At 71.9% G+C, this 25,871-nt stretch carries 24 protein-coding genes and 1 pseudogene; 15 read left to right on the top strand and 10 right to left on the bottom strand.

Annotated features, from left to right (window positions below):
- Positions 1-4 precede the first annotated feature (4 nt).
- From ACZ4UV_RS04755 to ACZ4UV_RS04715, 9 genes are all read left to right on the top strand, one after another.
- Positions 5-964: an ABC transporter permease gene (locus tag ACZ4UV_RS04755; protein ID WP_351490519.1), complete on the top strand. Its 960-nt coding sequence runs from the start codon at positions 5-7 to the stop codon at positions 962-964.
- Entirely contained in the window at positions 961-3,006 is a 2,046-nt protein-coding gene (locus ACZ4UV_RS04750; RefSeq protein WP_451020866.1) for a dipeptide/oligopeptide/nickel ABC transporter permease/ATP-binding protein, read from the top strand. Before ACZ4UV_RS04755 ends, ACZ4UV_RS04750 begins: the two co-directional genes overlap by 4 nt.
- Complete coding sequence (locus ACZ4UV_RS04745; RefSeq protein ID WP_390040242.1) at positions 3,003-4,010, top strand: oligopeptide/dipeptide ABC transporter ATP-binding protein; 1,008 nt, start codon at positions 3,003-3,005, stop codon at positions 4,008-4,010. The genes ACZ4UV_RS04750 and ACZ4UV_RS04745 overlap by 4 nt, the downstream gene beginning before the upstream one ends.
- Entirely contained in the window at positions 4,010-4,936 is a 927-nt protein-coding gene (locus ACZ4UV_RS04740; RefSeq protein ID WP_467835815.1) for a dihydrodipicolinate synthase family protein, read from the top strand. The genes ACZ4UV_RS04745 and ACZ4UV_RS04740 overlap by 1 nt, the downstream gene beginning before the upstream one ends.
- 123 nt (positions 4,937-5,059) lie before the next feature.
- On the top strand, positions 5,060-5,275 hold the full coding sequence (locus tag ACZ4UV_RS04735) for a hypothetical protein (RefSeq protein WP_351490511.1): 216 nt from the start codon (positions 5,060-5,062) through the stop codon (positions 5,273-5,275).
- A gap of 49 nt (positions 5,276-5,324) precedes the next feature.
- Positions 5,325-6,074 (top strand): DNA repair protein RecO, encoded by a 750-nt coding sequence (gene recO, locus ACZ4UV_RS04730; protein ID WP_451020865.1) that lies wholly within the window; start codon positions 5,325-5,327, stop codon positions 6,072-6,074.
- A 30-nt stretch (positions 6,075-6,104) separates the two neighbouring features.
- Positions 6,105-6,956 (top strand): isoprenyl transferase, encoded by an 852-nt coding sequence (locus ACZ4UV_RS04725; protein ID WP_390040250.1) that lies wholly within the window; start codon positions 6,105-6,107, stop codon positions 6,954-6,956.
- Positions 6,957-7,046: 90 nt separating this feature from the next.
- Complete coding sequence (locus ACZ4UV_RS04720; protein ID WP_467835812.1) at positions 7,047-8,399, top strand: histidine-type phosphatase; 1,353 nt, start codon at positions 7,047-7,049, stop codon at positions 8,397-8,399.
- Between the two features lie 23 nt (positions 8,400-8,422).
- Positions 8,423-8,959, top strand: coding sequence for a YcxB family protein (locus tag ACZ4UV_RS04715; protein ID WP_390040254.1), 537 nt, complete (start codon positions 8,423-8,425; stop codon positions 8,957-8,959).
- Between the two features lies 1 nt (position 8,960).
- Here the strand turns inward: ACZ4UV_RS04715 and ACZ4UV_RS04710 are convergent, their stop codons facing one another.
- The 4 genes from ACZ4UV_RS04710 to ACZ4UV_RS04695 form a co-directional block, all read right to left on the bottom strand.
- A complete protein-coding gene (locus ACZ4UV_RS04710) occupies positions 8,961-9,386 on the bottom strand; it encodes a Fur family transcriptional regulator (RefSeq protein WP_390040256.1) in 426 nt (141 codons plus the stop codon).
- Positions 9,387-9,447: 61 nt separating this feature from the next.
- Positions 9,448-10,350 (bottom strand): metal ABC transporter permease, encoded by a 903-nt coding sequence (locus ACZ4UV_RS04705; protein ID WP_390040258.1) that lies wholly within the window; start codon positions 10,348-10,350, stop codon positions 9,448-9,450.
- Positions 10,350-11,114: a metal ABC transporter ATP-binding protein gene (locus ACZ4UV_RS04700; RefSeq protein WP_451020863.1), complete on the bottom strand. Its 765-nt coding sequence runs from the start codon at positions 11,112-11,114 to the stop codon at positions 10,350-10,352. The genes ACZ4UV_RS04705 and ACZ4UV_RS04700 overlap by 1 nt, the downstream gene beginning before the upstream one ends.
- 26 nt (positions 11,115-11,140) lie before the next feature.
- Entirely contained in the window at positions 11,141-12,097 is a 957-nt protein-coding gene (locus ACZ4UV_RS04695) for a metal ABC transporter substrate-binding protein (protein ID WP_451020862.1), read from the bottom strand.
- Between the two features lie 151 nt (positions 12,098-12,248).
- Here ACZ4UV_RS04695 and ACZ4UV_RS04690 point away from each other — a divergent pair, with 151 nt between their 5' ends.
- Positions 12,249-13,631, top strand: a complete 1,383-nt coding sequence (locus ACZ4UV_RS04690; protein WP_351490488.1) for a glycine--tRNA ligase — start codon at positions 12,249-12,251, stop codon at positions 13,629-13,631.
- Positions 13,632-13,921: 290 nt separating this feature from the next.
- Here ACZ4UV_RS04690 and ACZ4UV_RS04685 read toward each other — a convergent pair whose 3' ends face one another.
- Positions 13,922-14,968 (bottom strand): chitinase, encoded by a 1,047-nt coding sequence (locus ACZ4UV_RS04685; protein WP_467835809.1) that lies wholly within the window; start codon positions 14,966-14,968, stop codon positions 13,922-13,924.
- A gap of 167 nt (positions 14,969-15,135) precedes the next feature.
- Between ACZ4UV_RS04685 and ACZ4UV_RS04680 the strand changes: the two genes are divergently transcribed.
- Together ACZ4UV_RS04680 and ACZ4UV_RS04675 are read left to right on the top strand one after the other, a co-directional pair.
- Positions 15,136-16,146, top strand: coding sequence for an aldo/keto reductase (locus ACZ4UV_RS04680; RefSeq protein WP_390040266.1), 1,011 nt, complete (start codon positions 15,136-15,138; stop codon positions 16,144-16,146).
- Between the two features lie 26 nt (positions 16,147-16,172).
- On the top strand, positions 16,173-16,775 hold the full coding sequence (locus ACZ4UV_RS04675) for a TetR/AcrR family transcriptional regulator (protein WP_467835807.1): 603 nt from the start codon (positions 16,173-16,175) through the stop codon (positions 16,773-16,775).
- Here the strand turns inward: ACZ4UV_RS04675 and ACZ4UV_RS04670 are convergent.
- The 3 genes and pseudogenes from ACZ4UV_RS04670 to ACZ4UV_RS04660 all read right to left on the bottom strand — a co-directional run bounded on the left by ACZ4UV_RS04670 (position 16,762) and on the right by ACZ4UV_RS04660 (position 18,814).
- The gene (locus ACZ4UV_RS04670) at positions 16,762-17,199 is read right to left on the bottom strand and encodes a hypothetical protein (RefSeq protein ID WP_451019593.1); all 438 of its coding nucleotides are present in this window, start codon (positions 17,197-17,199) and stop codon (positions 16,762-16,764) included. The genes ACZ4UV_RS04675 and ACZ4UV_RS04670 overlap by 14 nt on opposite strands.
- A 188-nt stretch (positions 17,200-17,387) precedes the next feature.
- Positions 17,388-18,537, bottom strand: a pseudogene (locus ACZ4UV_RS04665) (serine hydrolase domain-containing protein).
- A 58-nt stretch (positions 18,538-18,595) separates the two neighbouring features.
- Positions 18,596-18,814, bottom strand: a complete 219-nt coding sequence (locus tag ACZ4UV_RS04660) for a hypothetical protein (RefSeq protein WP_390040274.1) — start codon at positions 18,812-18,814, stop codon at positions 18,596-18,598.
- A gap of 330 nt (positions 18,815-19,144) precedes the next feature.
- Here ACZ4UV_RS04660 and ACZ4UV_RS04655 point away from each other — a divergent pair, with 330 nt between their 5' ends.
- Positions 19,145-21,397 (top strand): SpoIIE family protein phosphatase, encoded by a 2,253-nt coding sequence (locus tag ACZ4UV_RS04655; RefSeq protein ID WP_467835805.1) that lies wholly within the window; start codon positions 19,145-19,147, stop codon positions 21,395-21,397.
- A gap of 129 nt (positions 21,398-21,526) precedes the next feature.
- On the opposite strand, the gene ACZ4UV_RS04650 is transcribed toward ACZ4UV_RS04655, so the two are convergent.
- Positions 21,527-22,954 (bottom strand): MFS transporter, encoded by a 1,428-nt coding sequence (locus ACZ4UV_RS04650; protein ID WP_467835803.1) that lies wholly within the window; start codon positions 22,952-22,954, stop codon positions 21,527-21,529.
- Between the two features lie 100 nt (positions 22,955-23,054).
- Between ACZ4UV_RS04650 and ACZ4UV_RS04645 the strand changes: the two genes are divergently transcribed.
- Together ACZ4UV_RS04645 and ACZ4UV_RS04640 are read left to right on the top strand one after the other, a co-directional pair.
- Positions 23,055-23,942 (top strand): helix-turn-helix transcriptional regulator, encoded by an 888-nt coding sequence (locus ACZ4UV_RS04645; RefSeq protein ID WP_451019597.1) that lies wholly within the window; start codon positions 23,055-23,057, stop codon positions 23,940-23,942.
- 128 nt (positions 23,943-24,070) lie between these two features.
- The gene (locus ACZ4UV_RS04640; protein WP_351495147.1) at positions 24,071-24,412 is read left to right on the top strand and encodes an SCO4225 family membrane protein; all 342 of its coding nucleotides are present in this window, start codon (positions 24,071-24,073) and stop codon (positions 24,410-24,412) included.
- 1 nt (position 24,413) lies between these two features.
- On the opposite strand, the gene ACZ4UV_RS04635 is transcribed toward ACZ4UV_RS04640, so the two are convergent.
- Positions 24,414-25,865 (bottom strand): MFS transporter, encoded by a 1,452-nt coding sequence (locus ACZ4UV_RS04635; protein WP_351495146.1) that lies wholly within the window; start codon positions 25,863-25,865, stop codon positions 24,414-24,416.
- Positions 25,866-25,871 lie beyond the last annotated feature (6 nt).

Raw genomic sequence — 25,871 nt, 5'->3', positions numbered from 1 at the left:
CCGCATGACCGCCGTCCTGCGCATCCTGCTGCGCCGTACCGCCCTGCTGGTGCCGCTGCTGCTCGGCATCGCCCTGTTCGTGTTCCTGGTGATGCGGTTCTCCGACGTCGACCCGGCGTCCGCGTTCTTCCAGGGCGCCAACCCCACCCCGCAGCAGCTCCACGACTTCCGTGAACGCAACGGCCTCCTCGACCCCCTGCCCCTGCGCTACGTCCACTTCGTCGGCGGCCTGCTCCACGGCGATCTCGGCACCAGCGCCCTCACCCGCACCCCGGTCCTCGACCAGGTCCTCACCGCCCTGCCGCTCACCCTCCAGCTGACCTTCCTGGGCCTTGGCATCGCCGTCGTCCTGGCCCTCGCCGGAGGCGTCACCGCGGCCATCCACCGCGACCGCTGGCCGGACCAGACCATCCGCGTGCTCTCCCTGGTCGGCGTCGCCGCCCCCGCCTTCTGGCTGGCCCTGCTGATGATCCAGTACCTAGCCGTCGACCGCGGCTGGTTCCCGTCCGGCGGCTACATCAACCCCGAGGACTCCGTCACCGGCTGGCTGAGGACCATGGCCCTGCCCGCCCTCGCGCTCTCCCTCCCGGTGGCGGCCCAGCTCACCCGGATCGTCCGCACCTCGGTGGTCGAGGAACTCGACAAGGACTACGTCCGCACCGCGATCGGCAGCGGCCTGCCACCCCACGTCGTCGTCGGCCGCAACGTCCTGCGCAACGCCCTGGTCAACCCCCTGACCGTGCTGGGCCTGCGGGTCGGCTACCTGCTCGGCGGCGCCGTCGTCATCGAGACCGTCTTCGCCCTGCCCGGCATGGGCAAGCTGATGATCGACGCCGTCCAGAACGGCGACCCCGCCGTCGTCCAGGGCGTCGTCCTCACCACCGCGACCGGCTTCGTCGTCGTCAACCTCGTCATCGACATCCTCTACCTGCTGGTCAACCCACGGCTGAGGGAGGCCACATGACGACGTTCACCCGCGCGGCCCTCACCACCGCCCTCGCCCGCCCCGGCGTACGACTGCGCAGACTGCCACCGCTGTCGAAGGCGGCCCTCGCCTTCCTGACCGTGATCGTCCTGGTGGCGGTGTTCGCCCCCCTCCTGGCACCCGACGACCCGCTCGCCCAGCAGGCCCCCGCCGACGGCACCGGCCACCCCTCCGCCGGCCACTGGATGGGCCAGGACAGCCTCGGCCGGGACATCCTCAGCCGGCTGATGTACGGCGCCCGCTGGTCCCTCGCCATCGGCCTCGGCGCGACCGGCCTCGCCCTGGTCGCCGGCGCCCTCCTCGGGGCCCTCGCGGCCACCTCACGCAAGGCCGTCGACGAGACCCTGATGCGCTGCCTGGACGTGGTGATGGCGTTCCCCGGCATCGCCCTCGCCGCCGTCCTGGTAGCCGTATTCGGCGGCGGCATCACGGTCCTGATCTGCGCGATCGCCTTCCTCTTCACCCCGCCGGTGGCCCGGGTCGTCCGCGCGAACGTCCTCGACCAGTACGGCGAGGACTACGTCACCGCGGAACGCGTGATCGGCGCCCGCACCCCGCACATCGTCGTCCGCCACGTGGCGGTCAACTGCCTCGCCCCCGTCCTCGTCTTCTGCACCGTCCAGGTCGCCGAGGCCATCGTCTTCGAGGCGTCCCTGTCCTTCATCGGCGCGGGCGTACGGCCCCCCGACCCGTCCTGGGGCAGCGTCATCGCCGACGGCAAGAACATGGTCCTGACCGGCGGCTGGTGGGCCACCCTCTTCCCCGGCCTGCTCATCCTCCTCACCGTCCTCTCCCTCAACATGCTCTCCGAGGGCGTCTCGGACGCGTGGGCGTCACCGTCGGGGAGGGAGCCGGAGCCGGCCCCGGACCCCGTAGAGGCTCCCGAGCCGGGCGAGGCCCCGGAGCTGCCGTCCCTGACCGAGGCGGCCGACCGGCTACGACGGCGTGCCCGTCCCCTCCCCTCCCGAGAGGGCCCGCCGGTCCTGTCCGTGGAGAACCTCACGATCGCCTTCCCGGACCGCCACCGGGGCGTGAACATCGTGAACGGCATCAGCTTCGACATCCACCCGGGCGAAGTCCTGGGCCTGGTGGGGGAGTCGGGCTGCGGAAAGTCCCTGACGGCCCTGACGATCATGGGTCTGCAGCCGAAGACGGCAAGGGCGACAGGCCGGATCCTCTTCAGCGCCGTCGGCCGAAGCGCCCCGTCAGGGGCGCGGGGCCGTACCGAATATGCGGCTACCGCCGCGCGGGCGCGACCAGCCACAGACCACCCGCACCCGCCCGTCGACCTCACCACCCCCCACCGCCGCCTCCTCGGCCACGAGATCGCGATGGTCTACCAGGACGCGCTGTCCTCCCTGAACCCCTCCATGACGGTCAACGCCCAGCTCAGGCAACTCACCCGGCGCGGCGGCCACCGCCCACCCGCCGAACTCCTCACCCTCGTCGGCCTGGACCCCACCCGCACCCTGCGGAGCTATCCCCACGAACTCTCCGGCGGTCAGCGCCAACGCGTCCTCATCGCGATGGCCCTCTCCCGCGACCCCCGCCTGATCATCGCCGACGAACCGACCACCGCCCTCGACGTCACCGTCCAGGCCCAGGTGATGGAACTCCTCCTCCGCCTCCGCGAGGAACTCGGCTTCGCGCTGATCCTCGTCTCCCACGACCTCGCCCTCGTCGCCGACGTCACCGACCGGGTGGTGGTGATGTACGGCGGCCAGATCGCCGAGAGCGGCGTCACCGCCGAACTGGTCGGCGCCCCCACCCACCACTACACGCGCGGCCTGCTCGGCAGCGTGCTGTCGCTGGAGTCCGGGGCCGAGCGGCTCACCCAGATCAGGGGCGTGGTGCCGTCGCCCGCCGACTTCCCCGCAGGGTGCCGCTTCAGCGACCGCTGCCCGGCCGCGAGCGAGATCTGCCGTACGACACCACCCGGCCTCACCGGCACCCCCACCCACACCGCGGCCTGCCACCACCCGGCCGTCGACCTGGCGGCGAGCACGGAGGCGGTGACGTGAGCGCGGTGCAGCTGACCGGCGTCCACGTGGTCCACCGGGCCCGCGGCGGAGGCGTGTTCGGCCGGGACCGGGTGTACGCGCTGACCGGCGCCGACCTCACCGTGGCACCCGGCGAGACGGTCGGCGTGGTCGGCGAGTCCGGGTGTGGGAAGTCGACGCTGGCGAAGGTGCTGGTCGGCATCCAGCGGCCGACGGCCGGCACGGTCACCTTCCACGGCCGCGACCTGTGGGCGATGCCGCCGGGCGAACGCCGGACGACCGTCGGCGCGAGCACCGGCATGGTCTTCCAGGACCCGTCGACGGCCCTCAACCGCCGCCTGCCGGTACGCCGCATCCTGCGCGACCCGCTGGACGTCCACGACCGCGGCAGCAAGGCCGAACGGGAGGACAGGGTGCGGGAGCTGATGGGCCTCGTCGGCCTGCCCCGGGCGCTCGCCGAGGCGCTGCCCGGCCAGCTCTCCGGCGGCCAGCGCCAGCGCGTCGCGATCGCCCGCGCCCTCGCCCTGGACCCCGACCTGGTGGTGGCGGACGAACCGACCAGCGCCCTGGACGTCTCGGTCCGCGCCCAGATCCTCAACCTCCTGCTCGACCTGCGCGAACGCCTCGGCCTCGCCATGGTCTTCGTCTCCCACGACATCCAGACGGTACGGCGGATGAGCGACCGGGTGATCACCATGTACCTGGGCCGGATCGTCGAGGACGCCCCGGCCGCCGACGTCACCGACCACGCCCGGCACCCGTACACCCGGGCCCTGTTCTCGGCCACCCCGGGCCTGCTGAACCCGATCGACCCCATCCCGCTCACGGGGCCGGTGCCCTCGGCGACCCGGCCGCCGTCCGGGTGCCCGTTCCGCACCCGCTGCTGGCGGGCGGACGACGAGTGTGCCGTCCGCATGCCTGACTTCTCGGCCGCGCCACGGCCCGGTCACCGCTACCGCTGTCACCACCCGATGGATCCTGTGGAGGAGGACCAGCCGAGCCACAGCCTGCCCAGGGAGCCCTGATGACGCTGCCCACCCCGCTCACCGGTGTCGTACCGCCCGTCTGCACGCCCCTGACACCGGACCGCGAGGTGGACGTCGCCTCCCTGCGCAGGCTCGTCGACCATCTGGCGGCGGCCGGGGTGGACGGGCTGTTCGTGCTGGGGTCGACGTCGGAGGTGGCGTACCTGACGGACCGGCAGCGCAGGCTGGTCACCGAGACGGTGCTCGCCCACGTGGCCGGCCGGCTCCCGGTCCTGGCGGGCGTCATCGACATGACGACCCCCCGGGTCCTGGACCACGTCGCGTCCGTCACCGCGGCCGGCGCGGACGCGGTCGTCGTCACCGCCCCCTTCTACACCCGCACCCACCCCGCCGAGATCGCCCGCCACTACCGCCTGGTGGCCGGCCGGTCGCCGGTACCGGTGATCGCGTACGACATCCCGGTCGCCGTCCACAGCAAGCTCCCCGCCGGCCTGGTGCTCGAACTGGCCGCCGAGGGGGTGCTGGCCGGGCTGAAGGACTCCAGCGGCGACCTGGCGGGCTTCCGCGAGGTCGTCACGGGCAGCAGGGGCCTGGCCGGCTTCAGCGCGCTGACGGGGTCCGAGCTGACCGTCGACTCGGCCCTCGCGCTGGGCGCCGACGGGGCGGTGCCGGGGCTCGCCAACGTCGACCCGGACGGCTACGTCCGCCTGGACCGGCTCTGCCGGGCGGGCGGCTGGGAGCGGGCGCGGGCCGAGCAGGAGCGGCTGTGCGGCCTCTTCCGGATGACCGGCGTCGGCGACCCGGCCCGGATGGGCGGCAGCTCGGCGGGGCTGGGGGCGTTCAAGGCGGCGCTGCACCTGCGCGGGGTGATCGACTGCCCGGCCACCGCCGAGCCGCAGGTGCCGCTGTCGCAGGAGGAGACCGAGTGCGTGGCGAAGTACCTCGCGGGCGCGGGACTGATGTAGGAGCCGCCCCGGCCCTCCGCGCGTGACGTGACAGACTCCGGCCGAGTCTAGGCACGCAGCGCCACACCGGTGATGCGAAGCGTGAAATTCCCAGGGGCGGGGGAGCCAGGTGAGGTGAACGCGATGAACCTCCCCATCGGCTCCTGCGCCGTCGACACCCGTACCGGACGGCTGGGCATCGTCATGGGCCACGAGGGCCCCTACGTGCAGTTGCGGCCGTACGGGGGAGGACGGGAGTGGGACGCGCACCCGGACGCCGTACGCGTCGCCACCCAGGCCGAACGGCTCGGCGCGGCCACCGCCCACGCCAACGCCCGCAGCCGCGGCGAGGCGTCCTGAAGACCGCCTTGCCCGACGCCTCCTTCCGGCGGCAGGGCAGAATGGGCCCATGAGCCTGTTCCGCGACGACGGCATCGTGCTGCGCACCCAGAAGCTGGGTGAGGCGGACCGGATCATCACGCTGCTCACCCGTGGGCACGGCCGGGTGCGGGCGGTGGCCCGTGGGGTTCGGCGGACGAAGTCGAAGTTCGGGGCCCGCCTGGAGCCCTTCTCCCATGTCGACGTGCAGTTCTTCGCCCGCGGCAGCGAGCTGGTGGGGCGCGGGCTGCCGCTGTGCACGCAGAGCGAGACCATCGCGCCGTACGGCGGCGGGATCGTCACCGACTACGCGCGGTACACCGCCGGGACGGCGATGCTGGAGACCGCCGAGCGGTTCACCGACCACGAGGGCGAGCCGGCCGTGCAGCAGTACCTGCTGCTGGTGGGGGGCCTGCGGACGCTCGCCCGCGGGGAGCACGCCCCGCACCTCGTCCTCGACGCCTTCCTGCTGCGCTCCCTCGCCGTCAACGGCTACGCGCCCAGCTTCGAGGCCTGTGCCAAGTGCGGCATGCCCGGACCGAACCGCTTCTTCTCGGTCGCCTCCGGCGGCAGCGTCTGCGTCGACTGCCGGGTGCCCGGCAGCGTCGTACCCTCGCCGCAGACCCTGGTTCTGCTCGGCGCGCTGCTTACGGGAGACTGGGAGACCGCGGACGCGGCCGAGGCCCGGCACGTCCGGGAGGGCAGTGGGCTGGTGTCCGCCTATCTGCACTGGCATCTGGAGCGCGGGCTGCGCTCGCTCAGGTACGTAGAGAAAAGCTAGCGGGAAAAGCCAGAGGGAGACGAGAAGCACATGGTCGTACGCGGGATCCTGGGGCGTCAGCGCCGCGAGTACCAGGCGCCGGAACCGCACCCGTCCGGTGCCCGTCCGCCGAAGCTCCCGGGCGAACTGGTCCCCGGCCATGTGGCGATCGTCATGGACGGGAACGGCCGCTGGGCGAAGGAACGCGGCCTGCCGCGCACCGAGGGCCACAAGGTCGGCGCCGAGCAGGTCCTCGACGTGCTCCAGGGCGCGATCGAGATGGGCGTGCGCAACATCTCGCTGTACGCGTTCTCCACCGAGAACTGGAAGCGCTCGCCCGAAGAGGTCCGCTTCCTGATGAACTTCAACCGCGACTTCATCCGCAAGTCCCGCGACCAGCTCGACTCGCTCGGTGTCCGGGTGCGCTGGGCGGGCCGGATGCCCCGGCTGTGGAAGTCGGTCGCCAAGGAGCTCCAGGTCGCCCAGGAGCAGACCAAGGACAACGACCTGCTCACCCTGTACTTCTGCATGAACTACGGCGGCCGGGCCGAGATCACCGACGCGGTGCAGGCGATCGCCGAGGAGGTGAAGGCGGGCCGGCTCGACCCGTCGAAGATCACCGAGAAGACCATCCAGAAGCACATGTACTACGCCGACATGCCGGACGTGGACATGTTCCTGCGGCCCAGCGGCGAGCAGCGCACCTCCAACTACCTGATCTGGCAGAGCGCTTACGCCGAGATGGTCTTCCAGGACGTGCTGTGGCCCGACTTCGACCGCCGCGACCTGTGGCGGGCGTGCGTCGAATTCGCCTCCCGCGACCGGCGGTTCGGCGGGGCCATCCCCAACGAGGAGCTGCTGGCGATGGAGGGCCGCACGGAGGAGAACCCGTCGGGCATCTGACGGTCATCCCTGGTTCATGAGGGCCGTCGAGGATGCGGGGAAGATCCATCGTCGGCCACCCCCCGGTCTCCCGCCTCTGGAACGGTCCTCATGAAGCGCGTCATCCCCGTCCTCTCCCTCGGCGCCCTGCTCCTGACCGCGCTGCCCGCGCACGCCGCGGACACCGGGCTCACCCACCGCGACAGCTACGGCACCAAGGCCGTCTACGCCCCTGGCCAGAGCCCGCGCAGCTACCAGCAGCCGCCGGCCGGCTACACCGCCGTCTTCACCGAGAACGTCTCCCGGCACGGCTCCCGCTCCGCGACGGACGGCGAGGACGGCGACATCGTCCTCGCGCTCTGGAACCAGGCCGAGGCCGACGGCCAGCTCACCGCGCGGGGCAAGAAGTTCGGCCCGGACGTCCAGGCGCTCGAAGCGGCCATGAGCGCGGTCGGGTACGGCAATCTCAGCGGCCGCGGCAAGGACGAACTCCGCGCCACCGCCGTCCGCCTGGAGAAGCGCCTGCCGTCCCTCTTCTCCTCGATCGCCGAGAACGGCGAGAAGATCGACGTCGTCAGCTCCGGCCAGGGCCGCGCGGTCGACAGCGGTACGGTCTTCTCCACCGCCCTCACCGACGCCGACCCGGCGCTGAAGTCCTCCCTCGGCGCCGCCCGCGTCGACAAGAACCTCCTCTACTTCCACAAGTCCTCCGGCGGCGCCGACTACCAGAAGTGGCTGGCGAGCGACGAGCGCCTCGCCTCGACCCTGAAGTCGATCACCGACCAGCCGGCCACGCACCGGGCGGCCGCCCGGGTCCTCGGCAGGATCTTCAAGCCGGCGTTCGTCCAGCGCATCGTCGACGGCGAGTTCGCCTCCACCGCCGACGACATCACCGCCGCCACCGCGGTCTACAACCTCTACGCCATCGCGCCCGCCATGAGCGAGGAGAGTCCGGACGGCAAGGGCTGGGACTTCGACCGCTACATCGCCCCGCGCGACGCGGCCTGGTTCGGCTACCTCGGCGACGCCGAGGACTTCTACGAGAAGGGCCCGAGCTTCTCCGACAGCGACATCACCTACAAGATGGCCCAGCCCCTCCTCGACGACCTCTTCAAGCAGGTCGAGGCCAAGCGGGACGGCACCAGCACGCTGGGCGCGGAGCTCCGCTTCACCCACGCCGAGGAGATCATTCCGCTGGCCGCGCTGATGCGGCTGCCCGGCAGCGAGGAGGCCGCCACTCCGGGCGCCGACTACACCTACGCCGACAACCCGTGGCGCGGCGCCGAGGTCGCCCCCCTGGCCTCCAACATCCAGTGGGACGTCTTCAAGAAGGGCGACGACTACCTGGTGCGGATGCTCTACAACGAGAAGGAGATCGCCTTCAAGGCGGGCTGCAAGCCCATTTCCAAGGGCAGCAGGTTCTACGACCTGAACGAGCTGGAGAAGTGCTTCGACCGTAGCTGACCCGCGTCGCTACGATCCGCCCCATGGCCATGGACATGGGGCGGGACGCCGGACCGGGCGTGGTGGAGCTGGCTTACCAGCCGGTCGTGGAAGATTTCCTGGGGGCGCTGCGGGAACGCGAGCGGTTCCGGCGGCAGAGGTGGAGGCGGCACTGGGCCACCGGTGCCATGGTGTTCGCGTTCGTGCTGAACGCCTGGCTCACGGCGGCGGGGAGCGAGAAGCCCAACTGGTTCCTGCTGGTCTGGACGCCCTTGGGTGCGGCCCTGCTGTTCTTCGCGCCCTGGTTCCAGGCCCACGCCTGCCTCCGGGTCGCCGCCCGCAACGGCAGGTTCCGCGCGACCGTCGCCGACGCCGGGCTGACGATGGTCACCGACAACAGCACGACGTCTGTCAACTGGGCGGCGCAGCCCCGTTATCGGGAGACGAAGCACGCCTTCATCACCTACAGCGACGACAAGAACGCCTCGTGCTTCACAGTGCTGCCCAAGCGCGCCCTTCCGGACCCCGCCGACGCCGACCGGCTGCGCGCGATCCTCGACCGGCAGCTCACGCGCGCGTAGCTCAGCAGCCCTGCGCCGCGGCTCCGGCGCAGTCCGCGCACGTCCCGAAGATCTCGACGGTGTGGGCGACGTTGACGTACCCGTGCTCGGCGGCGATGGCCTCGGCCCACTTCTCCACCGCCGGGCCCTCGACCTCGACCGCCTTGCCGCACACGCGGCAGACCAGGTGGTGGTGGTGTTCCCCGGTGGAGCAGCGGCGGTACACCGACTCGCCGTCGGACGTGCGCAGGACGTCGACCTCGCCGGCGTCGGCGAGGTTCTGGAGCGTGCGGTAGACCGTGGTGAGGCCGACCGAGTCGCCCTTGTGCTTGAGCATGTCGTGCAGTTCCTGCGCGCTGCGGAACTCCTCGACCTCGTCCAGGCACGCCGCCACGGCTGCCCGCTGACGGGTCGAGCGGCCCTTCACGGGCGGTCCAGCGGTCGTCACCGGTTGCCTCCTCACATCACTGCTTCTGCCGGGCCATTGTGCCAGCCCGGGCTGAGGACGGTCAGACGCCGGCCTCGTCCGCGGCCCCCCTGGTGGCCGGAATCGCGCACTCCGCCGGGTCGCCGGCGGGCCGTCGCGCGGCGGCCGCGCGGGCGCGTCGCCTGGCCAGCGGCGCGGCCAGCACGCTCAGCACGATGAAGGCGGCGATGGTCAGCAGGACGATCGTCGCGCCCGGCGGGACGTACTGGTAGTACGACGTGATCGTGCCCCCGATCGTCACCGTCACACCGATCGCGACGGCGATCGCGAACGTGGCGGCGAAGCTGCGGCTCAGCTGCTGGGCCGCGGCCACCGGGACGACCATGAGCGCGGAGACCAGCAGCAGGCCCACCACGCGCATCGCGACCGTCACGGTCACCGCCGCCGTGATCGCGGTGAGCAGGTTGAGCGCCCGCACCGGCAGGCCCGTCACCCGCGCGAACTCCTCGTCCTGGCTCACCGCGAACAGCTGTCGGCGCAGGCCGAGGGTGACCAGGAGGACGAAGGCCGCCAGCAGGCAGATCGCGGTCACGTCCGACTCCGACACCGTCGACAGCGAGCCGAAGAGGTACGACATCAGGTTGGCGTTGGAGCCTCCCGGCGCGAGGTTGATCAGCATCACCCCGCCGGCCATCCCGCCGTAGAAGAGCATCGCGAGGGCGATGTCGCCGCGGGTGCGGCCGTACCAGCGGATCAGCTCCATCACGATCGCGCCCAGCACCGAGACCGCGGTCGCCATCCAGACGGGGGAGGTCGAGAGCAGGAAGCCGAGGCCGACGCCGGTCATCGCGACGTGGCCGATGCCGTCGCCCATCAGGGCCTGGCGGCGCTGGACCAGGTAGATGCCGACGGCGGGGGCGGTGATGCCGACCAGGACGGCGGCGAGCAGGGCCCGCTGCATGAAGGCGTAGTTCAGGAAGTCCATCAGCTCAGCAGTCCCGTGCGCAGTGGCGTGTGCTCGTCGTGGGGGTGGACGTGGTCGTGGCCGGGCAGCGCGTGCTGGCCGAGGGCCCGCGGGGGCGGGCCGTCGTGCAGGACGCAGCCGTCGCGGAGGACGACCGCGCGGTCGATCAGCGGCTCCAGCGGACCCAGTTCATGCAGGACGAGGAGGACCGTGGTGCCCTGCGCGACCTGCTCGCGGAGGGTCCCCGCGAGGATCTCCTGGCTGGCCAGGTCGACGCCCGCCATCGGCTCGTCCATGATCAGCAGCTCGGGCTCGGTGACCAGCGCGCGGGCGATCAGCACCCGCTGGTGCTGGCCGCCGGAGAGCGCCTCCACGTTGTCCTTGGCCCGGTCCGCCATGCCGACGAGATCCAGGGCGTGCCGTACGGCCGCGTGGTCGGCCCTGCGGAAGAGGCCGAAGCGGGTGCGGGAGAGGCGGCCGGCGGAGACGACCTCGGTGACCGTCGCCGGGACGCCGCCCGCCGCGGTGGTGCGCTGCGGGACGTAGCCGACCCGCGACCAGTCCCGGAAGGCACGGCGGGGGGTGCCGAACAGGGCGATCTCGCCGCCGCTCGCCGGCACCTGGCCGATGATCGTGCGGATCGCGGTCGACTTGCCGGAGCCGTTCGCGCCGAGCAGCGCGACGACCTCACCGCGGTGCACGGTGAGGTCGATGCCGCGCAGGACGGGGCGCGAGCCCAGCTCGGCGGTCACACCGCGCAGGGATATGACGGGCTCGCCGCTCATCTCGTCGTCTCCTGTCCCGTGGCGTGTCACTCGGCGCCCAGTGCCTGCTGGAGCGCCTTGAGGTTGGCTTCCTGGACCGCGAAGTAGTCCCTTCCGCGGGACTTGGCGGTGATGCCCTCGATCGGGTCGAGGACGTCCGTTTTCAGTCCGGCGTCGGCGGCGATGGTCTTCGCGGTCTTGTCGCTGACGAGCGTCTCGTAGAACACGGTGGTGACGCCGTCGGCCTTGGCCATGGTCTCCAGGTCCCGGACGCGGGCCGCGCTCGGCTCCGACTCGGGGTCGAGGCCGTTGATGGCCTCCTCGGTCAGGCCGTAGCGCTCGGCGAGGTAGCCGAAGGCCGCGTGGGTGGTGATGAAGACCTTGGACCTCGTGTGCGCGAGGCCGTTCTTGAACTGCGTGTTCAGGTCGTCCAGCTTCTTCACCAGGGCCGCGGTGTTCTTCCGGTAGTCGGCCGCGTGGTCCGGGTCGGCCTTCTCGAAGGCCTTGCCGACGCCCTCGGCGACCTGGGCGTAGCGCACCGGGTCGAGCCAGATGTGCGGGTCGAGGCCGGACAGCTCCTCGTTCTTCGAGGTGTCGTGCGAGGCCGCGTGCCCGCCGACCTCGTTGCCGTGCTTCTCCAGCGTGGTCAGGGAGGCCGCGTCGATCTTCGTCCCGACCGACGACTGGGCGACCGCGTCGTCGACGGAGGGCTGGAGGTTCTTCAGGTAGAGGACCGCGTCGGACTTCTCGATCCCGATGATCTGCTTGGGGCTGATCTCCAGGTCGTGCGGCTCCTGGCCGGGCTGGGTGAGACTGGTGACGTGGACGTGGCTGCCGCCGATCCGGTCGGCGAGGAAGGCCATCGGATAGAACGACGCGACGACGTCGAACTTCCCGGTCTGGGCCGCCGTGGCGTCGCCGCCGCAGGCAGTGAGGGTCGCTATGCCGAGTGCGGTGACGGTGGTCGCGGCGGCCGCGGGTATGAGGCGGCGTCGTACGTTCATGAGAGTCATTTTCAACAAACATGGAAACCGTTGTCAACAAGCCTGGTGAGGGGAACCGATTTGGTTGAGGGGGAGGCCCCGCCGGTACCCTGAAGCATTCGCTCTGAAGCGTCTTTGCTTCGTCGCCCGTCGTCGTAATGAAGAGAGCACCGTGGCCGCCGACAAGATCGACACCATCGTCAGCCTGAGCAAGCGCCGTGGCTTCGTATTCCCGTGCAGTGAGATCTACGGCGGCCAGAAGGCCGCCTGGGACTACGGACCGCTGGGTGTCGAGCTCAAGGAGAACCTGAAGCGCCAGTGGTGGCGCTACATGGTGACGTCGCGCGAGGACGTGGTCGGTCTCGACTCGTCCGTCATCCTGGCCCCCGAGGTCTGGGTGGCCTCCGGTCACGTCGCCACCTTCACGGACCCGCTGACCGAGTGCACCGCGTGCCACAAGCGGTTCCGCGCGGACCACCTGGAGGAGCACTACGAGGCCAAGCACGGCCGCCTCCCGGAGAACGGCCTGGCGGACGTGAACTGCCCGAACTGCGGCAACAAGGGCCAGTTCACCGAGCCCAAGCAGTTCTCGGGTCTGCTCTCCACCCACCTTGGCCCGACCCAGGACAGCGGCTCCGTCGCCTACCTCCGCCCCGAGACCGCGCAGGGCATCTTCACCAACTTCGCCCAGGTGCAGGTCGCCTCGCGCCGCAAGCCGCCGTTCGGCATCGCGCAGATGGGCAAGTCCTTCCGCAACGAGATCACGCCCGGCAACTTCATCTTCCGCACCCGCGAGTTCGAGCAGATGGAGATGGAGTTCTTCGTCAAGCCGGGCGAGGACGAGAAGTGGCAGGAGTACTGGATGGAGCAGCGCTGGAACTGGTACACCGGCCTGGGCCTGCGCGAGGAGAACATGCGGTGGTACGAGCACCCGAAGGAGAAGCTCTCCCACTACTCCAAGCGCACCGCTGACATCGAGTACCGCTTCCAGTTCGGCGGCAACGAGTGGGGCGAGCTGGAGGGTGTCGCCAACCGCACCGACTACGACCTGAACGCCCACTCCAAGGCCTCCGGCCAGGACCTCTCCTACTTCGACCAGGAGGCCCAGGAGCGCTGGACGCCGTACGTCATCGAGCCGGCGGCGGGCGTCGGCCGCGCCATGCTGGCCTTCCTCCTGGACGCGTACGTCGAGGACGAGGCGCCGAACGCCAAGGGCAAGCTGGAGAAGCGGACGGTGCTCCGCCTGGACCACCGGCTGGCCCCGGTCAAGGTCGCGGTCCTGCCGCTGTCCCGTAACCCCGAGCTGTCCCCGAAGGCCAAGGGCCTCGCCCAGGCGCTGCGCGGCCACTGGAACATCGAGTTCGACGACGCCGGTGCGATCGGGCGCCGCTACCGCCGCCAGGACGAGATCGGTACGCCGTACTGCGTGACCGTCGACTTCGACACGCTCGAGGACAACGCGGTCACGGTCCGCGAGCGTGACTCTATGAAGCAGGAGCGGGTGTCCCTGGACCAGATCGAGGGTTACCTCGCGGGCCGCCTGCTGGGCTGCTAGGTCCGCGACCCTTCCGCCTTCCTCGCCCACCCTCCCACCCGACTCGGTCGGCTGGAGGGTGGGCGTTATGGGTCGGGGCGGCGCGGCGGTGCGCCATGAGCGCCGGGGAGCGCGGGGAACTGCGCGATCGGTCCCCACCGGCCTGGGGGGTCCACCGGCCGGTCCCGTGCGGTCAGCGGTGTGGCGGCGGTTGTTGTGAGTGCCGGGGAGGTGGCCGACCTCAGGGGCGCGGGGAACTGCGCGACCGGCCCCCACCGGCCTGTGGGGGTCCACCGGCCGGTCCCGTGCGGTCAGCGGTGTTGCAGTGACTTGACGTTGTCGCCGAACGTCCAGTTCTTCGAGCCGTCCCAGTTGATCGACCAGGTCATCAGGCCCTTGAGGGACGTGCCGTAGTGGTTCCAGGCCTGGGAGACCAGGGACGGGGACAGGTAGCCGCCGCCCGCGCCGGACTGTGCGGGCAGGCCCGGGACCTGTTTGTCGTAGGGCACCTTGACCGTCGTACCCTGCACGACCAGCCCCTTGTTGAGGCAGTCGGTCTGCGCGGTGAAGCCGGCGACCGTGCCGGCCGCGTACGAGTCGCCCGAGCAGCCGTACATGCTGCCGTTGTAGTACTGCATGTTGAGCCACCACAGGCGGCCGTTGTCGGCGTACTTCTTGATGATCGGCAGGTAGGCGCCCCAGATCGAGCCGTAGGTGATGCTGCCTCCGGTGACGTACGCCGTCTCCGGGGCCATCGTGAGGCCGAAGTTGGACGGCATCCGGGCGAGGATGCCGTCGATGATGCGGACCAGGTTGGCCTGGGACGTGGACAGTTGGGTGATCGAGCCGCTGCCCACCAGGCCCGTCTCGATGTCGATGTCGATGCCGTCGAAGTTGTACTTCTGCAGGATGGGGACGATCGTCGAGACGAACCTGTCGGCCACGCCGGCCGAGCTGAGGTCGATGCCCGCCGCCGCGCCGCCGATCGACAGCAGGATCGTCTGGCCGGACGCCTTGGCCGCGCACATCTCCGCGGGCGTGGCCACCTTCACGCCCGTGTCCATGCCGTCCTCCCAGAGCGCGGTTCCGTCGGAACGGATCACGGGGAAGGCCGCGTTGACGACGTTGTAGCCGTGCGCGGCGATCCGGGAGTCGGTGATCGGGGTCCAGCCGAAGGGCGGGTGGACGCCGTTGGCGGAGCCGTCCCAGTTCTCCCAGTAACCCTGCAGCACCTTGCCCGCGGGACGGGACTTGACCGCGCAGGTGTCGGCCGCCGCTGCGGGGGCGGCGGCGGGGAGCTGGGTGAGCGCCGCCGTCGCGAGCGCGGCGGCGAGCAGGGCGAAGGTGCGGCGGATCATGCGGGGCCTCCCGGTGGGGTCGGGGCGCGGCGCGCGAATGTCGTAGACATGACAGTGCTCGCGGACCAGCCCTTCCGTCAATAGGTCTGGACCAATCCGAACGGGAGTGTGGCGGGTATGGAATGACAGATATTGAAATCTGTCAGCTGTCATGCCAAGGTGGAGTCATGACGACGCACACCCGCTCCCTCGGGTCCACCGGCCCCCGGGTCTCCGCCCTCGGCCTCGGCTGCATGGGCATGTCCGCGCTGTACGGCGAGGCCGACCGAACCGAGTCGATCGCCACCATCCACGCCGCCCTCGACGCCGGCGTGACCCTGCTCGACACCGGCGACTTCTACGCCATGGGCCACAACGAGATGCTGATCGGCGAGGCCCTGCGCACCGCCCCCGCCGAACTCCGCGAAAAGGCGCTGACCAGCGTCAAGTTCGGCGCCCTGCGCGACCCGGACGGCGGCTGGAACGCCTACGACGGCCGCCCGGCCGCCGTGAAGAACTTCGCCGCCTACTCCCTCCAGCGCCTCGGCGTCGACCACATCGACGTCTACCGGATCGCCCGCGTCGACCCGGACGTGCCGATCGAGGAGACGGTCGGCGCCATCGCCGAACTGGTCGAGAAGGGGCACGTCCGGCACATCGGCCTCAGCGAGGCGGGCGCCGTCGACATCCGGCGGGCCGCCGCCACCGCGCCCATCTCCGACCTCCAGATCGAGTACGCGATCATCACCCGCGACATCGAGCGGGAGATCCTGCCGACCACCCGTGAGCTGGGCATCGGCATCACCGCGTACGGCGTGCTCTCCCGGGGCCTGATCTCCGGCCACTTCACCCGTGACCGGCAGTTCGGCGCGGGCGACTTCCGGGCCTTCTCGCCGCGCTTCCAGGGCGACAACCTCCAGCACAACCTCGACCTCGTCGAGGCGCTGCGCAAGGTCGCCGACGAGAAGGGCGTGACGGTCGCGCAGATCGCCATCGCCTGGGTGCTCTCCCGCGGCGACGACATCGTGCCGCTCGTCGGCGCCCGCACCCGCGAGCGGCTCGCCGAGTCGCTGGGCGCGCTGGACGTCACCCTGGACGCGGCCGACCTGGCGGCGATCGAAGAGGCCGTACCGGCGGACGCGGCGGCGGGCACCCGCTACCCGGCCGCGCAGATGAGCCATCTCGGCACCGAGCACTGACCGCGGCGCCAGGTACCGTCTAGGCCATGGCAGCGACGTCCCCGACCCCGACCCCGGCCCTGACCGCCGAACGCATCCTCGAGGCGACCGAGGAGGTGCTGCGCCGGCACGGCCCGGCCAAGGCCACCGTGGTGGACGTGGCCCGTGCGCTCGGCGTCAGCCACGGCAGTGTCTACCGGCACTTCCGCACCAAGGCGGCGCTGCGCGAAGCGGTGACGAAGCGCTGGCTGGACCGCACCTCGGAGCAGCTGTCCGGCATCGCGGCCGGCGACCGGGACCCTCAGACCCGGCTGCGGGACTGGCTGCGGGCCCTGTTCGAGGCGAAGCGCCGCAAGGCGGGCGCCGATCCGGAGCTGTTCGCCACCTACATGGTGCTGGTCGACGAGAACGGCCCGGCGGTCACCGAGCACATCGCCGACCTGACCGGACAGCTGACCGCGATCATCGCGGACGGGGCCGGGTCCGGTGTCTTCACCGTGCCCGACCCCGCCGCCGCGGCCCGGACCGTCTTCCAGGCCACCGGCCGCTTCCACGACCCGGGCTACGCGCGGGAGTGGGTGCGGCCGGAGGCCGAGGCGGACTTCGGGGCGCTGGTGGAGCTGCTGCTGCGGGGTCTCAGCCCACGTTGACCGTCACGGTCGGGGAGTAGACCTTCTTGCCGACCGCCGAGACCCGCAGGTGCTCGGTGCCCGGGTTGTTGAGCTTCCCGGTCAGCGAGTAGGAGCTGCCGTTCCTGACCTTCGCGGTCGCCTTGAGCGGGATCCACTTGCCGCCCTTCTGGTGCTGGAGCACCAGCGGCCAGCCGACCTTCAGGCCGGAGGTGCGGCCGGTGAAGGTCACCGAGTCACCGGCCTTGACCGAGGCCGTGCTCGCCTTGATCGAGATCGAGGCCATGGTGGTCGGGCTGGGCTTCGGCTTCGGCATGCCACTCATGGTGGGCGACGGGGCCGGTTTGGCCGCGGTGCCGAAAGCCCCGGCGGAACCGGCCGACAGCAGGGCCACGGAGAGCGCACCGGCGGCGAGGGCCCGGGAGATCTGGCGCTTGGTGTGCATGGAAGTACTCCTGTCGAGGGACGGGGGGACCTCTCAAGGCTTGGCCGGGTCGTCCCGGGCGGCGACCCGGGCGGCCCCGGGAAGCGGTGCGCACCGCCTTCGCATTCGGTAAAGACCGCAGGTGGTAACGGGTGCCCTGACCTTGTGATTCCTCCCCGGAAGCTCACCCGAACGGCGTAACGCGCGAGCTAGGCGGCGACCCGCCAGAAGTCCCGCATCAGCGCGTTCGGCGTCGGGCCCGTCATGGCCGTCTGTGTCAACAGGACCGTGACCGTGCCGGTGGCCGGGACGACGTGCGCGGTGGTGCCGGTGCCGCCGACCCAGCCGTAGCGGCCGGGCACCGACCAGGGGTCCGTGGGGGCGACGTCGACCGAGCCGCCGTACCCCCAGCCCTGGCCCTCCAGGAAGAGCGTGGCGCTCTCGCGCTGGGCCGCCGTCAGGTGGTTGGTGGTCATCCGGCTCACCGACGTGGCGGTCAGCAGACGGCGGCCGTCCGGGGCGGCACCGGCGTTCAGCAGCAGCCGGCCGAACGCCAGCCAGTCGTCGGCCGTGGAGACGAGGCCGCCGCCGCCCGAGGGGAAGCGCGGCAGGCTGCTGTACGCGCCGTCCGGGGTGTCCGTCAGGCGCAGGGTGCCGTCCGCGGCGGGGGCGTAGGCGGAGGTGAAGCGGTGCCGTTTCGGCGCGGGCACCTCGAACGCCGTGTCCCGCATGCCCAGCGGCTCGAAGATCCGCTCCGCCAGGAAGTCGGGGAAGGCGCTGCCGGACACCCGGGCGACCAGGATGCCCTGGAGGGCGGACGAGGTGCCGTACAGCCAGGCCTCGCCCGGCTGGTGCAGCATCGGCACCTGGGCGAGCAGGCCCAGCCAGGTGTCCGGGTCCGGCCAGTCCCGGAAGGGGCGGCCGTGGTCCTGCACCGCGAACAAGGCCTGCGCGGCGGGCAGGGAGAAGTCGGCGGGCAGACCCCAGCCGGCGCGGAAGCTGAGCAGGTCCTCGACGGTGACCTGGCGGACCGCCGGCACCACGTCGTCGACGGGACCCGTGGGCGTACGGACCACCATCGGCTTCGCCAGCTCCGGGAGCCAGTCGGCCACCGGGTCGCCGAGTCCGATCCGGCCCTCGTCCACCAGCATCAGCAGCGCGGCGGCGGTGACCGGCTTGGTGACCGACGCGATGCGGAAGACCGAGTCCCGGGCCATCGGGGCGGACCCCTCGACGTCGGTGTGCCCGACGGCGACCACCTCGACGTCGTCGCCGCGGGCCACGAGGCCCACGGCTCCCGGGGACGGTCCCGGCCTCGACGTGGCGGCGCAGGGTGGCGTGCAGCGGGGAGACGGTCATCGGTCGTCCTTCCGGTGGGCGCGGTGTCGGGTGGTACGACTCCCACGCCCGCGGAAAGTCATCGCGAGGGCTGGGTGCCCGCGGGGTCCACGGTGGCCTGGTGGGCCTCGGCCAGATGCTCCTCCGCCTTCAGCCAGGGCAGGAACTGGGCGCCCTTCCGCCAGCCGCAGGTGTCGCATTTGATCGTGCGCTGCACACCCGTGCGCTGCACCCGGACCACGTGTTCCCGGCCGTGCTGGTCCCAGCGGCTGACCTTGCTCTCGTCGATCTGCGACATTGACGCCTCCGGAGTCTGTGCCCGGTCTGCTGTCCGGCACGTGTCGACGGCGGGCCGACGGCAAGGAGTGTGCAGCAAGACCAACATCAACGGGGATTTCTTCACCGGGTTTTGTCGAGGATGCCCCCGGAGTTCACACGGCGGACGAGGCCCGGTCGCGCGCGCCGAGGAGGAGGTCAGGGCGGACCGGGGGTGCCTTCCGGAACGTCCCCGGCCCAACCTCCGGATCAAGAGCCGGACTTGGTCTACCGGCGGAAACCCTGGACAGGGAATTGACCCTGGCTCAAGATGAAAGCGACCTTGTGAAGCGGCCACCGGCACGGAGAGGCGATGCTGCCGGATCCTCAACGTTTCCTGGCCGTTGCCGGCCGCCGGATCGCGCGCGCCGAGGGCGCGGCCCAGGCCGTCCGTGAGCTGTACCGGGTGACGGTCCCGGACCTGGCGGACGGGATGTTCGTCTACCTCGGCGACCACCCGGCGGACGGATCGGAGCCGGAGCGCCTGGAGTTGGACGGGGCGTCCGCCGAACTCGGCGGCGCCATGGGCGGATCGCCGCCACCGTCGAGACCGGTGGCGCCCGACGGCGCGCTGGCCGCGCTGCTGCGCTGCGGCCGGGCACGCGGACGCGGCCCGGACGACGTGGACGAGGCCCTGCGCGAACTCCTGGGGACGGCACCGCGGCTCCCGCTGGGGAACCGGGTCCTGCTCGCCCCGCTGCGCGCCCCCGACGCCGTCGTGGGCGTGGCGGTGTTCCTGCGGCGCCCGGACCGGGAGGACTTCGTGGACGACGACATCGCCCTGGCCGACGCGCTGTCGGCGCAGACCGCGCTCGGCGTGCGCGAGGACGCCCTCGCCGCCGCGCCGCCCGCCGCGCCCAAGGCCCCGGACGAGGACCGCCTGCGCTACGTCGGCGCCGCCACCCGGCGGATCGCCCGCGGCTTCGACACCGACGAGATCGTGCTCGGCCTGTGCCGGGCCGCCGTACCGACGTACTCCGACGCGGCCCTCGTCTACCTGCGCGACCCGCTCCCGGTCGGTGACGAACGCCCCAACGGCCCGGCCGTGCTGCGGCTGCGTCGCACCGACCGGCTCAAGGGCCCCGGCGCCGAGCTGGTCTGGCCCGTGGAGACGGTGGACGACGAGCAGGACGACCTGGACGCCTCCGACTGGAGCGAGGTGGTGCCCGGCGGCGCCCTCGCCGAGGTGCTGCGCGGAGTCCGGCCGGTCTTCGCCGACACCCCGCCGAACCGCGCCGCACTGGGCGAACTCGTCGGCACGGACAGCGCGTTGAACGACTGGGTCGGCTCGCACGCGATCCTCGCCCCGCTGCGCGGCCGCCGGCGGGTCACCGGCGCCGTCGTCTTCCTGCGCCGTCCCGAGCGCCCGGCGTTCGAGCCCGCCGACCTGCTGGTCGCCGCCCAACTGGCCACCCACACCGCGCTCGGCGTCGACAAGGCCGTCCTGTACAGCAGGGAGGCCTTCATCGCCGACCGGCTGCAGCGCGCCATGCTCCCGCAGACGCTGCCCCGGCCCACCGGCGTCCGGCTCGCCTCCCGCTACCTGCCCGCCGCCGAGACCGCGCGGGTCGGCGGCGACTGGTACGACGCGATCCCGCTGCCCGGCAGCCGGGTGGCGCTGGTCGTCGGCGACGTCATGGGCCACTCCATGACCTCGGCCGCCGTCATGGGCCAGCTGCGCACCACCGCGCTGACCCTGGCCGGCCTCGACCTGCCCCCGCAGGAGGTCCTGCACCACCTCGACGAGCAGGCCCAGCGGCTCGGCACCGACCGCATGGCCACCTGCCTCTACGTCGTCTACGACCCCGTCTCGCACCGCATGACCGTCGCCAACGCCGGCCACCCGCCGCCCATCCTGCTGCACCCGGGCGGCAAGACGGAGGTCCTCACGGTGCCGCCGGGCGCCCCGATCGGCGTCGGCGGCATCGACTTCGAGGCGGTCGAGCTGGACGCCCCCACCGGGGCCACCCTGCTCCTCTACACCGACGGCCTGGTCGAGTCCCGGCTGCGCGACGTGTGGACCGGCATCGAGCAGCTGCGCGAGAAGCTCGCCGCCACCGCCCAGCTGACCGGGCCCGACCGGCCGCCGCCGCTCGAAGCCCTGTGCGACGAGGTGCTCGACATGCTCGGCCCGGGCGACCGGGACGACGACATCGCGCTGCTCGCCGCCCGCTTCGACGGCATCGCGCCGAGCGACGTGGCGTACTGGACCCTGGAGCCGGAGGTCGGCGCCCCCGGCCGGGCCCGCCGGCTGACCCGGCAGGCCCTGGCCGGCTGGGGCCTGGAGGACCTCACGGACACCGCGGAGCTGCTGGTCAGCGAGATCGTCACCAACGCCGTACGGCACGCCTCCCGCCCGATCAGCCTGCGGCTGCTGCGCACGGACGTGCTGCGCTGCGAGGTCGGCGACGACGTGCCGCAGCTGCCGAGGCTGCGGCAGGCCAAGGCCACCGACGAGCACGGCCGCGGGCTGTACCTGGTGCACCGGCTGGCGCGGAGGTGGGGTACCACCCGGCTGGGCACGGGCAAGATCGTGTGGTTCGAGCTGGGCGGCAGCGCCGGCTGAGTGCGCCGCTGGTGGTGCCGCGACATGCCGTCTGGCGACTGCGGCGCCGTCGTGGCCGGTCGCGCAGTTCCTCCCCCGGCCTTCGGCCGGGGGAACCCCAGCGTCCCTACGGGGCGCTTCACGGGACCGTCAGTTCACCGTGCGGGGCAGGCGCAGGCTGAGGAGGCCGGTCAGGACCACCAGGGCCAGCTGCACCAGGAGGGTGGTGACCAGGGCGTCCCGCATGCCCTGGTGCGGGACCAGGGAGAGGAACAGGGTGCCCAGGGTGGCCACGCCGAGGGCGAGCGCCGACTGCTGGGTGGTGACCATCACGCCGCTGCCCACCCCGGCCCGCGACGGCGGTATCTCCGACATCACGAGGCGCAGCACGTTGGGCAGTTGCAGGGCCTGGCCGGCACCGGCGACCGCGACCCCGGGCAGCAGCCCGGCGAAGTTCAGGTGCGGCCAGTCCCGCCGGGCGGCGAGCACGATGAGGACCAGCCCGACCGCCTGGATCACGGACCCGGCGGTCACCACCCGGCTGCCGTACCGGGCGATCAGCCGCGGCCCGGCCAGCGAGACGAACAGGAAGACGACCGCCATCGGGGCGAGCGCCATCCCGGCCGGGACCGGACCGAGGTGCTCCCCGCTCTGCAGGGCCACGGCGATCACGAACATGAACCCGCTGAACCCGATCGAGAACGGCAGCATCAGCACCAGCCCCCGGCGCAGCGAGGCGAGTTCGAACAGGCTCGGCGGGACCAGCGGCGTACGGCCCGCGCGGTCGGCCCGGCGCTCCACGGCGTAGAAGGCGACGGCCACGCCCGGGAACGCGGCCAGCGACAGCCAGGTCCACAGCGGCCAGCCCGCCGCCCGGCCCTCGGTGAGCGGGGCGAGGAGGGCGAGCAGGGAGACGGCGAGCAGCACGGTCCCGGGTCCGTCGACCGGCTCCGGCCGCTGCGACCGCGTCTCCGGCACGAACCGCGCCCCGAGCACCAGTCCGACGAGCACGACCGGCACGTTGACCAGGAACACGGACCGCCATCCCGTCCCCGCGATGTCGGCGGCGACCAGCACCCCGCCGAGGATCTGCCCGGCCACCATGGAGAGGCCGGCGGTGGCGCCGTACAGGCTCATGGCCCGGGCCCGGCGGCCGCCGCTGGTGGCGGCCTGGATGGTGGCGAGGACCTGCGGGAGCATCGCGGCGGACGCGGCGCCCTGGGCGACCCGGGCGGCCACCAGCGTCCAGGCGCTGGGCGCGAGTCCGCAGGCCAGCGAGGTCAGTCCGAACGCGGCCATGCCGCCGAGGAAGAGCCGGCGGCGCCCGAACAGGTCGCCGAGCCGCCCGCCGAGCACCAGCAGCACGGCGTAGGCGACGCCGTACCCGGCGACGACGAGTTCCAGGACCGCCTCGCCCGCGTGCAGGTCGGCGCCGATGGTGGGCAGGGCGACGTTGACGATGAAGAAGTCGATGAGAGGAAGTGCGGCGGCCAGCAGGACGGTGAACAGCCCGGGGCCGCCGAGCGCCGGTGGCGCGGACGGGGACCGTACGGTCGCGGTGGTGACGGTTTCGGTCATGCACCGAGCCTGCGCCGTCACTCAGACTGGTACCAGAGTCTCTTCATCCTGGTAGCAGAAGTACCTGGCAACAGGATCCGCGGGGCGGCACGCTGGAGGGATGACGAGCACCGCGAGTGAGACGAAGGCTTCGCCGGTACGGAGCGCGTGCATCCGGCGGCAGGAGCTGGCCGCGTTCCTGCGCAGCCGTCGGGAGCGGATCACCCCGGAGGAGGTGGGCCTGCCACGCGGCACCCGCCGCCGCACCCCCGGCCTGCGCCGCGAGGAGGTCGCCCAGCTCTCCGCGGTCGGCGTCACCTGGTACACCTGGCTCGAACAGGCCAGGGACATCCAGGTCTCCGTCCAGGTCCTGGACGCCCTCGCCCGTACGCTCCTGCTCGACGCCAGCGAGCGCGCCCATCTCTTCCAGCTGGCCGGAGCCGTCGACCCGACCCCGGCCGCGAGCTGCACCGGCGTCACCCCGGCGATGCACGAGATGCTCCGCGCCCTGGAGCCCCTCCCGGCCTGCGTCCAGAACAGCCGTTACGACATCCTCGCCTACAACCGCACCTACGCCCGCCTGCTGTGCGACCTCGACGCGGTGCCGCCCGAGGACCGCAACTGCATGATCCTCGTCTACACCCACCCCGAGTGGCAGCGCTCCATCGTGCACCTGGAGGAGACCCGCCGCCTGATGGCCGCGAAACTCCGCGCCTCCATGGCCGGTCACCTCGGCGAGCCGGCCTGGAAGATGCTGGTCAAGCGTCTGACGGCTCAGTCCTCGGAGTTCCGCGCGAACTGGGAGCGGTATGAGGTGGTGGGCATCCGCACCAGGACCAAGCAGTTCGTCAACCAGCACGTGGGCTTCCTCTCCCTGGACCACACGGACCTGTGGCTGAAGCCCGAGACCGGGGCGCGGATGGTCACGTACGTACCGACGGACGAGGAGTCGCGGGAACGCCTGGCACAGCTGTACGACCTGGCGCGGGCGGTGTCCCCGAACTCCTGACCGGCTCACGGCAATTCGTTCGCGCAACTGAGTACGCATACTCAGGACCCGGGCGCCGTCCTCCCCGAGGATGCGGGAGGGGAGACGAAACGACGAGGAACCGACGACCGGCCACGGGGGAGAAGACGATGGAATCCGGCCCGGCCCGCACCGTTGTCCGGCTGATGCTGACCAACCGTCTTTCGGCGGCCTACCTGGTCCTGGTCGCCGTCGTCATCGCCAAGGCCGCCGTCGACTCCGTCCACGCGGACGAGCACGGCTCTGACTACGCCTGGCTCTGGCCGCCCCTGGTCACCTTCCCGGTCTTCCCGCTGCTCTCGGCGCTCGGCAGGACGGCCTGGCGCACGGACACCCCGAACTGGTTCTTCATCGGCACCGTCGTCGTCTCGGCGCTGCTCCAGTCCCTGGCCCTGGGCGCCCTGCGCCACGCGGTCCTGGCCCGCCACCGCCGCTCGGTCCGCTCCTGCTGAGTCAGGCCCGCCCCGCCGCCCCCACGGCCTGCCGCACCTCGGGCGACTCCAGCCGGGCCGCCGTGCGGTCGGCCGTCGCGCGGGCCCAGCTGCCGTTCGTCACGGCGCCCAGCAGCAGGACCGCCAGCCCGCAGCCGGCCAGGATCCACCAGCCGGGGCGGGCGGCGCCCACGAACCTGCCGGCGTACGACGACGAACCGATCCCGGAGGCCAGCACCGCGCCGATCACCGCGACGCCCAGGGTCTGGCCCAGCTGTCGGCTGGTGGAGGCGACCGCGGCCGCGACGCCCGCCTGGGACCTCGGCATGCCGGAGACCGCCGTGTTGGTGATCGGCGCGTTCACGAAGCCGAAGCCGATGCCGAACAGGACGTAGCCGAGGAAGAGGGTGGTGTCCGAGGTCTCCGCCTCGAACGCGGCGAACAGCACCGCGCTCGCGGTCATCGCGACGCCGGCGATCACCAGCGGCAGACGCGGGCCCCGGCTGCCGACCAGACGGCCGGCCAGCGGGGCGCACAGGAACATCGGGACCGCCATCGGCAGCATCCACAGGCCCGCGTGCAGGGCGTCCAGGCCGCGTACGTTCTGCAGGTACAGCGTGGAGAGGAACAGGAAACCGCCCAGGGACGCGAACGCGCTGATCGCGATCACCGTCGCGCCGCTGAACGGCGCCGAGCGGAAGAAGCGCAGGTCGATCAGGGGCTCCTCGCGCCGCGGTTCGAACCAGAGGAGGCCGGCCAGGGCGACGAGGGCCACCGCGGCGAAGGGCAGGACCGTGCCCGCGCCCGCCGTCGGCGCCTCGATGATCGCGTACGTCAGCGAGCCGAACAGGGCGATGACCAGCACCTGGCCGACCGGGTCGGGGCGGCGGGCCTTCGGCGCCCGGGACTCCGGCACGAAGCGCAGCGTCAGCAGGACGGCCGCCAGGCCCACCGGGATGTTGACCCAGAAGATCGCCCGCCAGCCGACCGACTCCACGAGCAGGCCGCCGACCAGCGGTCCGGCGGCCATGGATATGCCGACCACCGCACCCCACACGCCGATCGCCCGGGCCCGCTCGCGCGGGTCGGTGAAGGTGTTGGTGATGATCGACATGGCGACCGGGTTGAGCATGGAGCCACCCACCGCCTGGACCATGCGGAACGCGATCAGCGAGTCCAGGTTCGGCGCGAGGGAGCAGAGCAGGGAGCCGATCGAGAAGACGACCAGGCCGGTCATGAAGACCTTCTTGCGGCCGACCCGGTCGCCCGTGGAACCGGCGAGCATCAGCAGCGAGGCCAGGACGAGGGTGTACGCGTCGATCGTCCACTGCAGGCCGGCCGTCGAGGCGTGCAGTTCGCGCTGCATGGACGGCAGGCCGACGTTGAGCGCGGTCGTGTCGAGACTGACGATCAGCAGGCTCATACAGCAGATGGCGAGGACGAGCATGCGACGGCGGGGGCTGAGCTCGGGCATGGGGAC

Source organism: Streptomyces sp. NPDC028289, assembly GCF_055565975.1.
The sequence above is the reverse complement of the archived record's forward strand: the minus strand, read 5'-3'. Positions and strand labels throughout refer to the sequence as shown.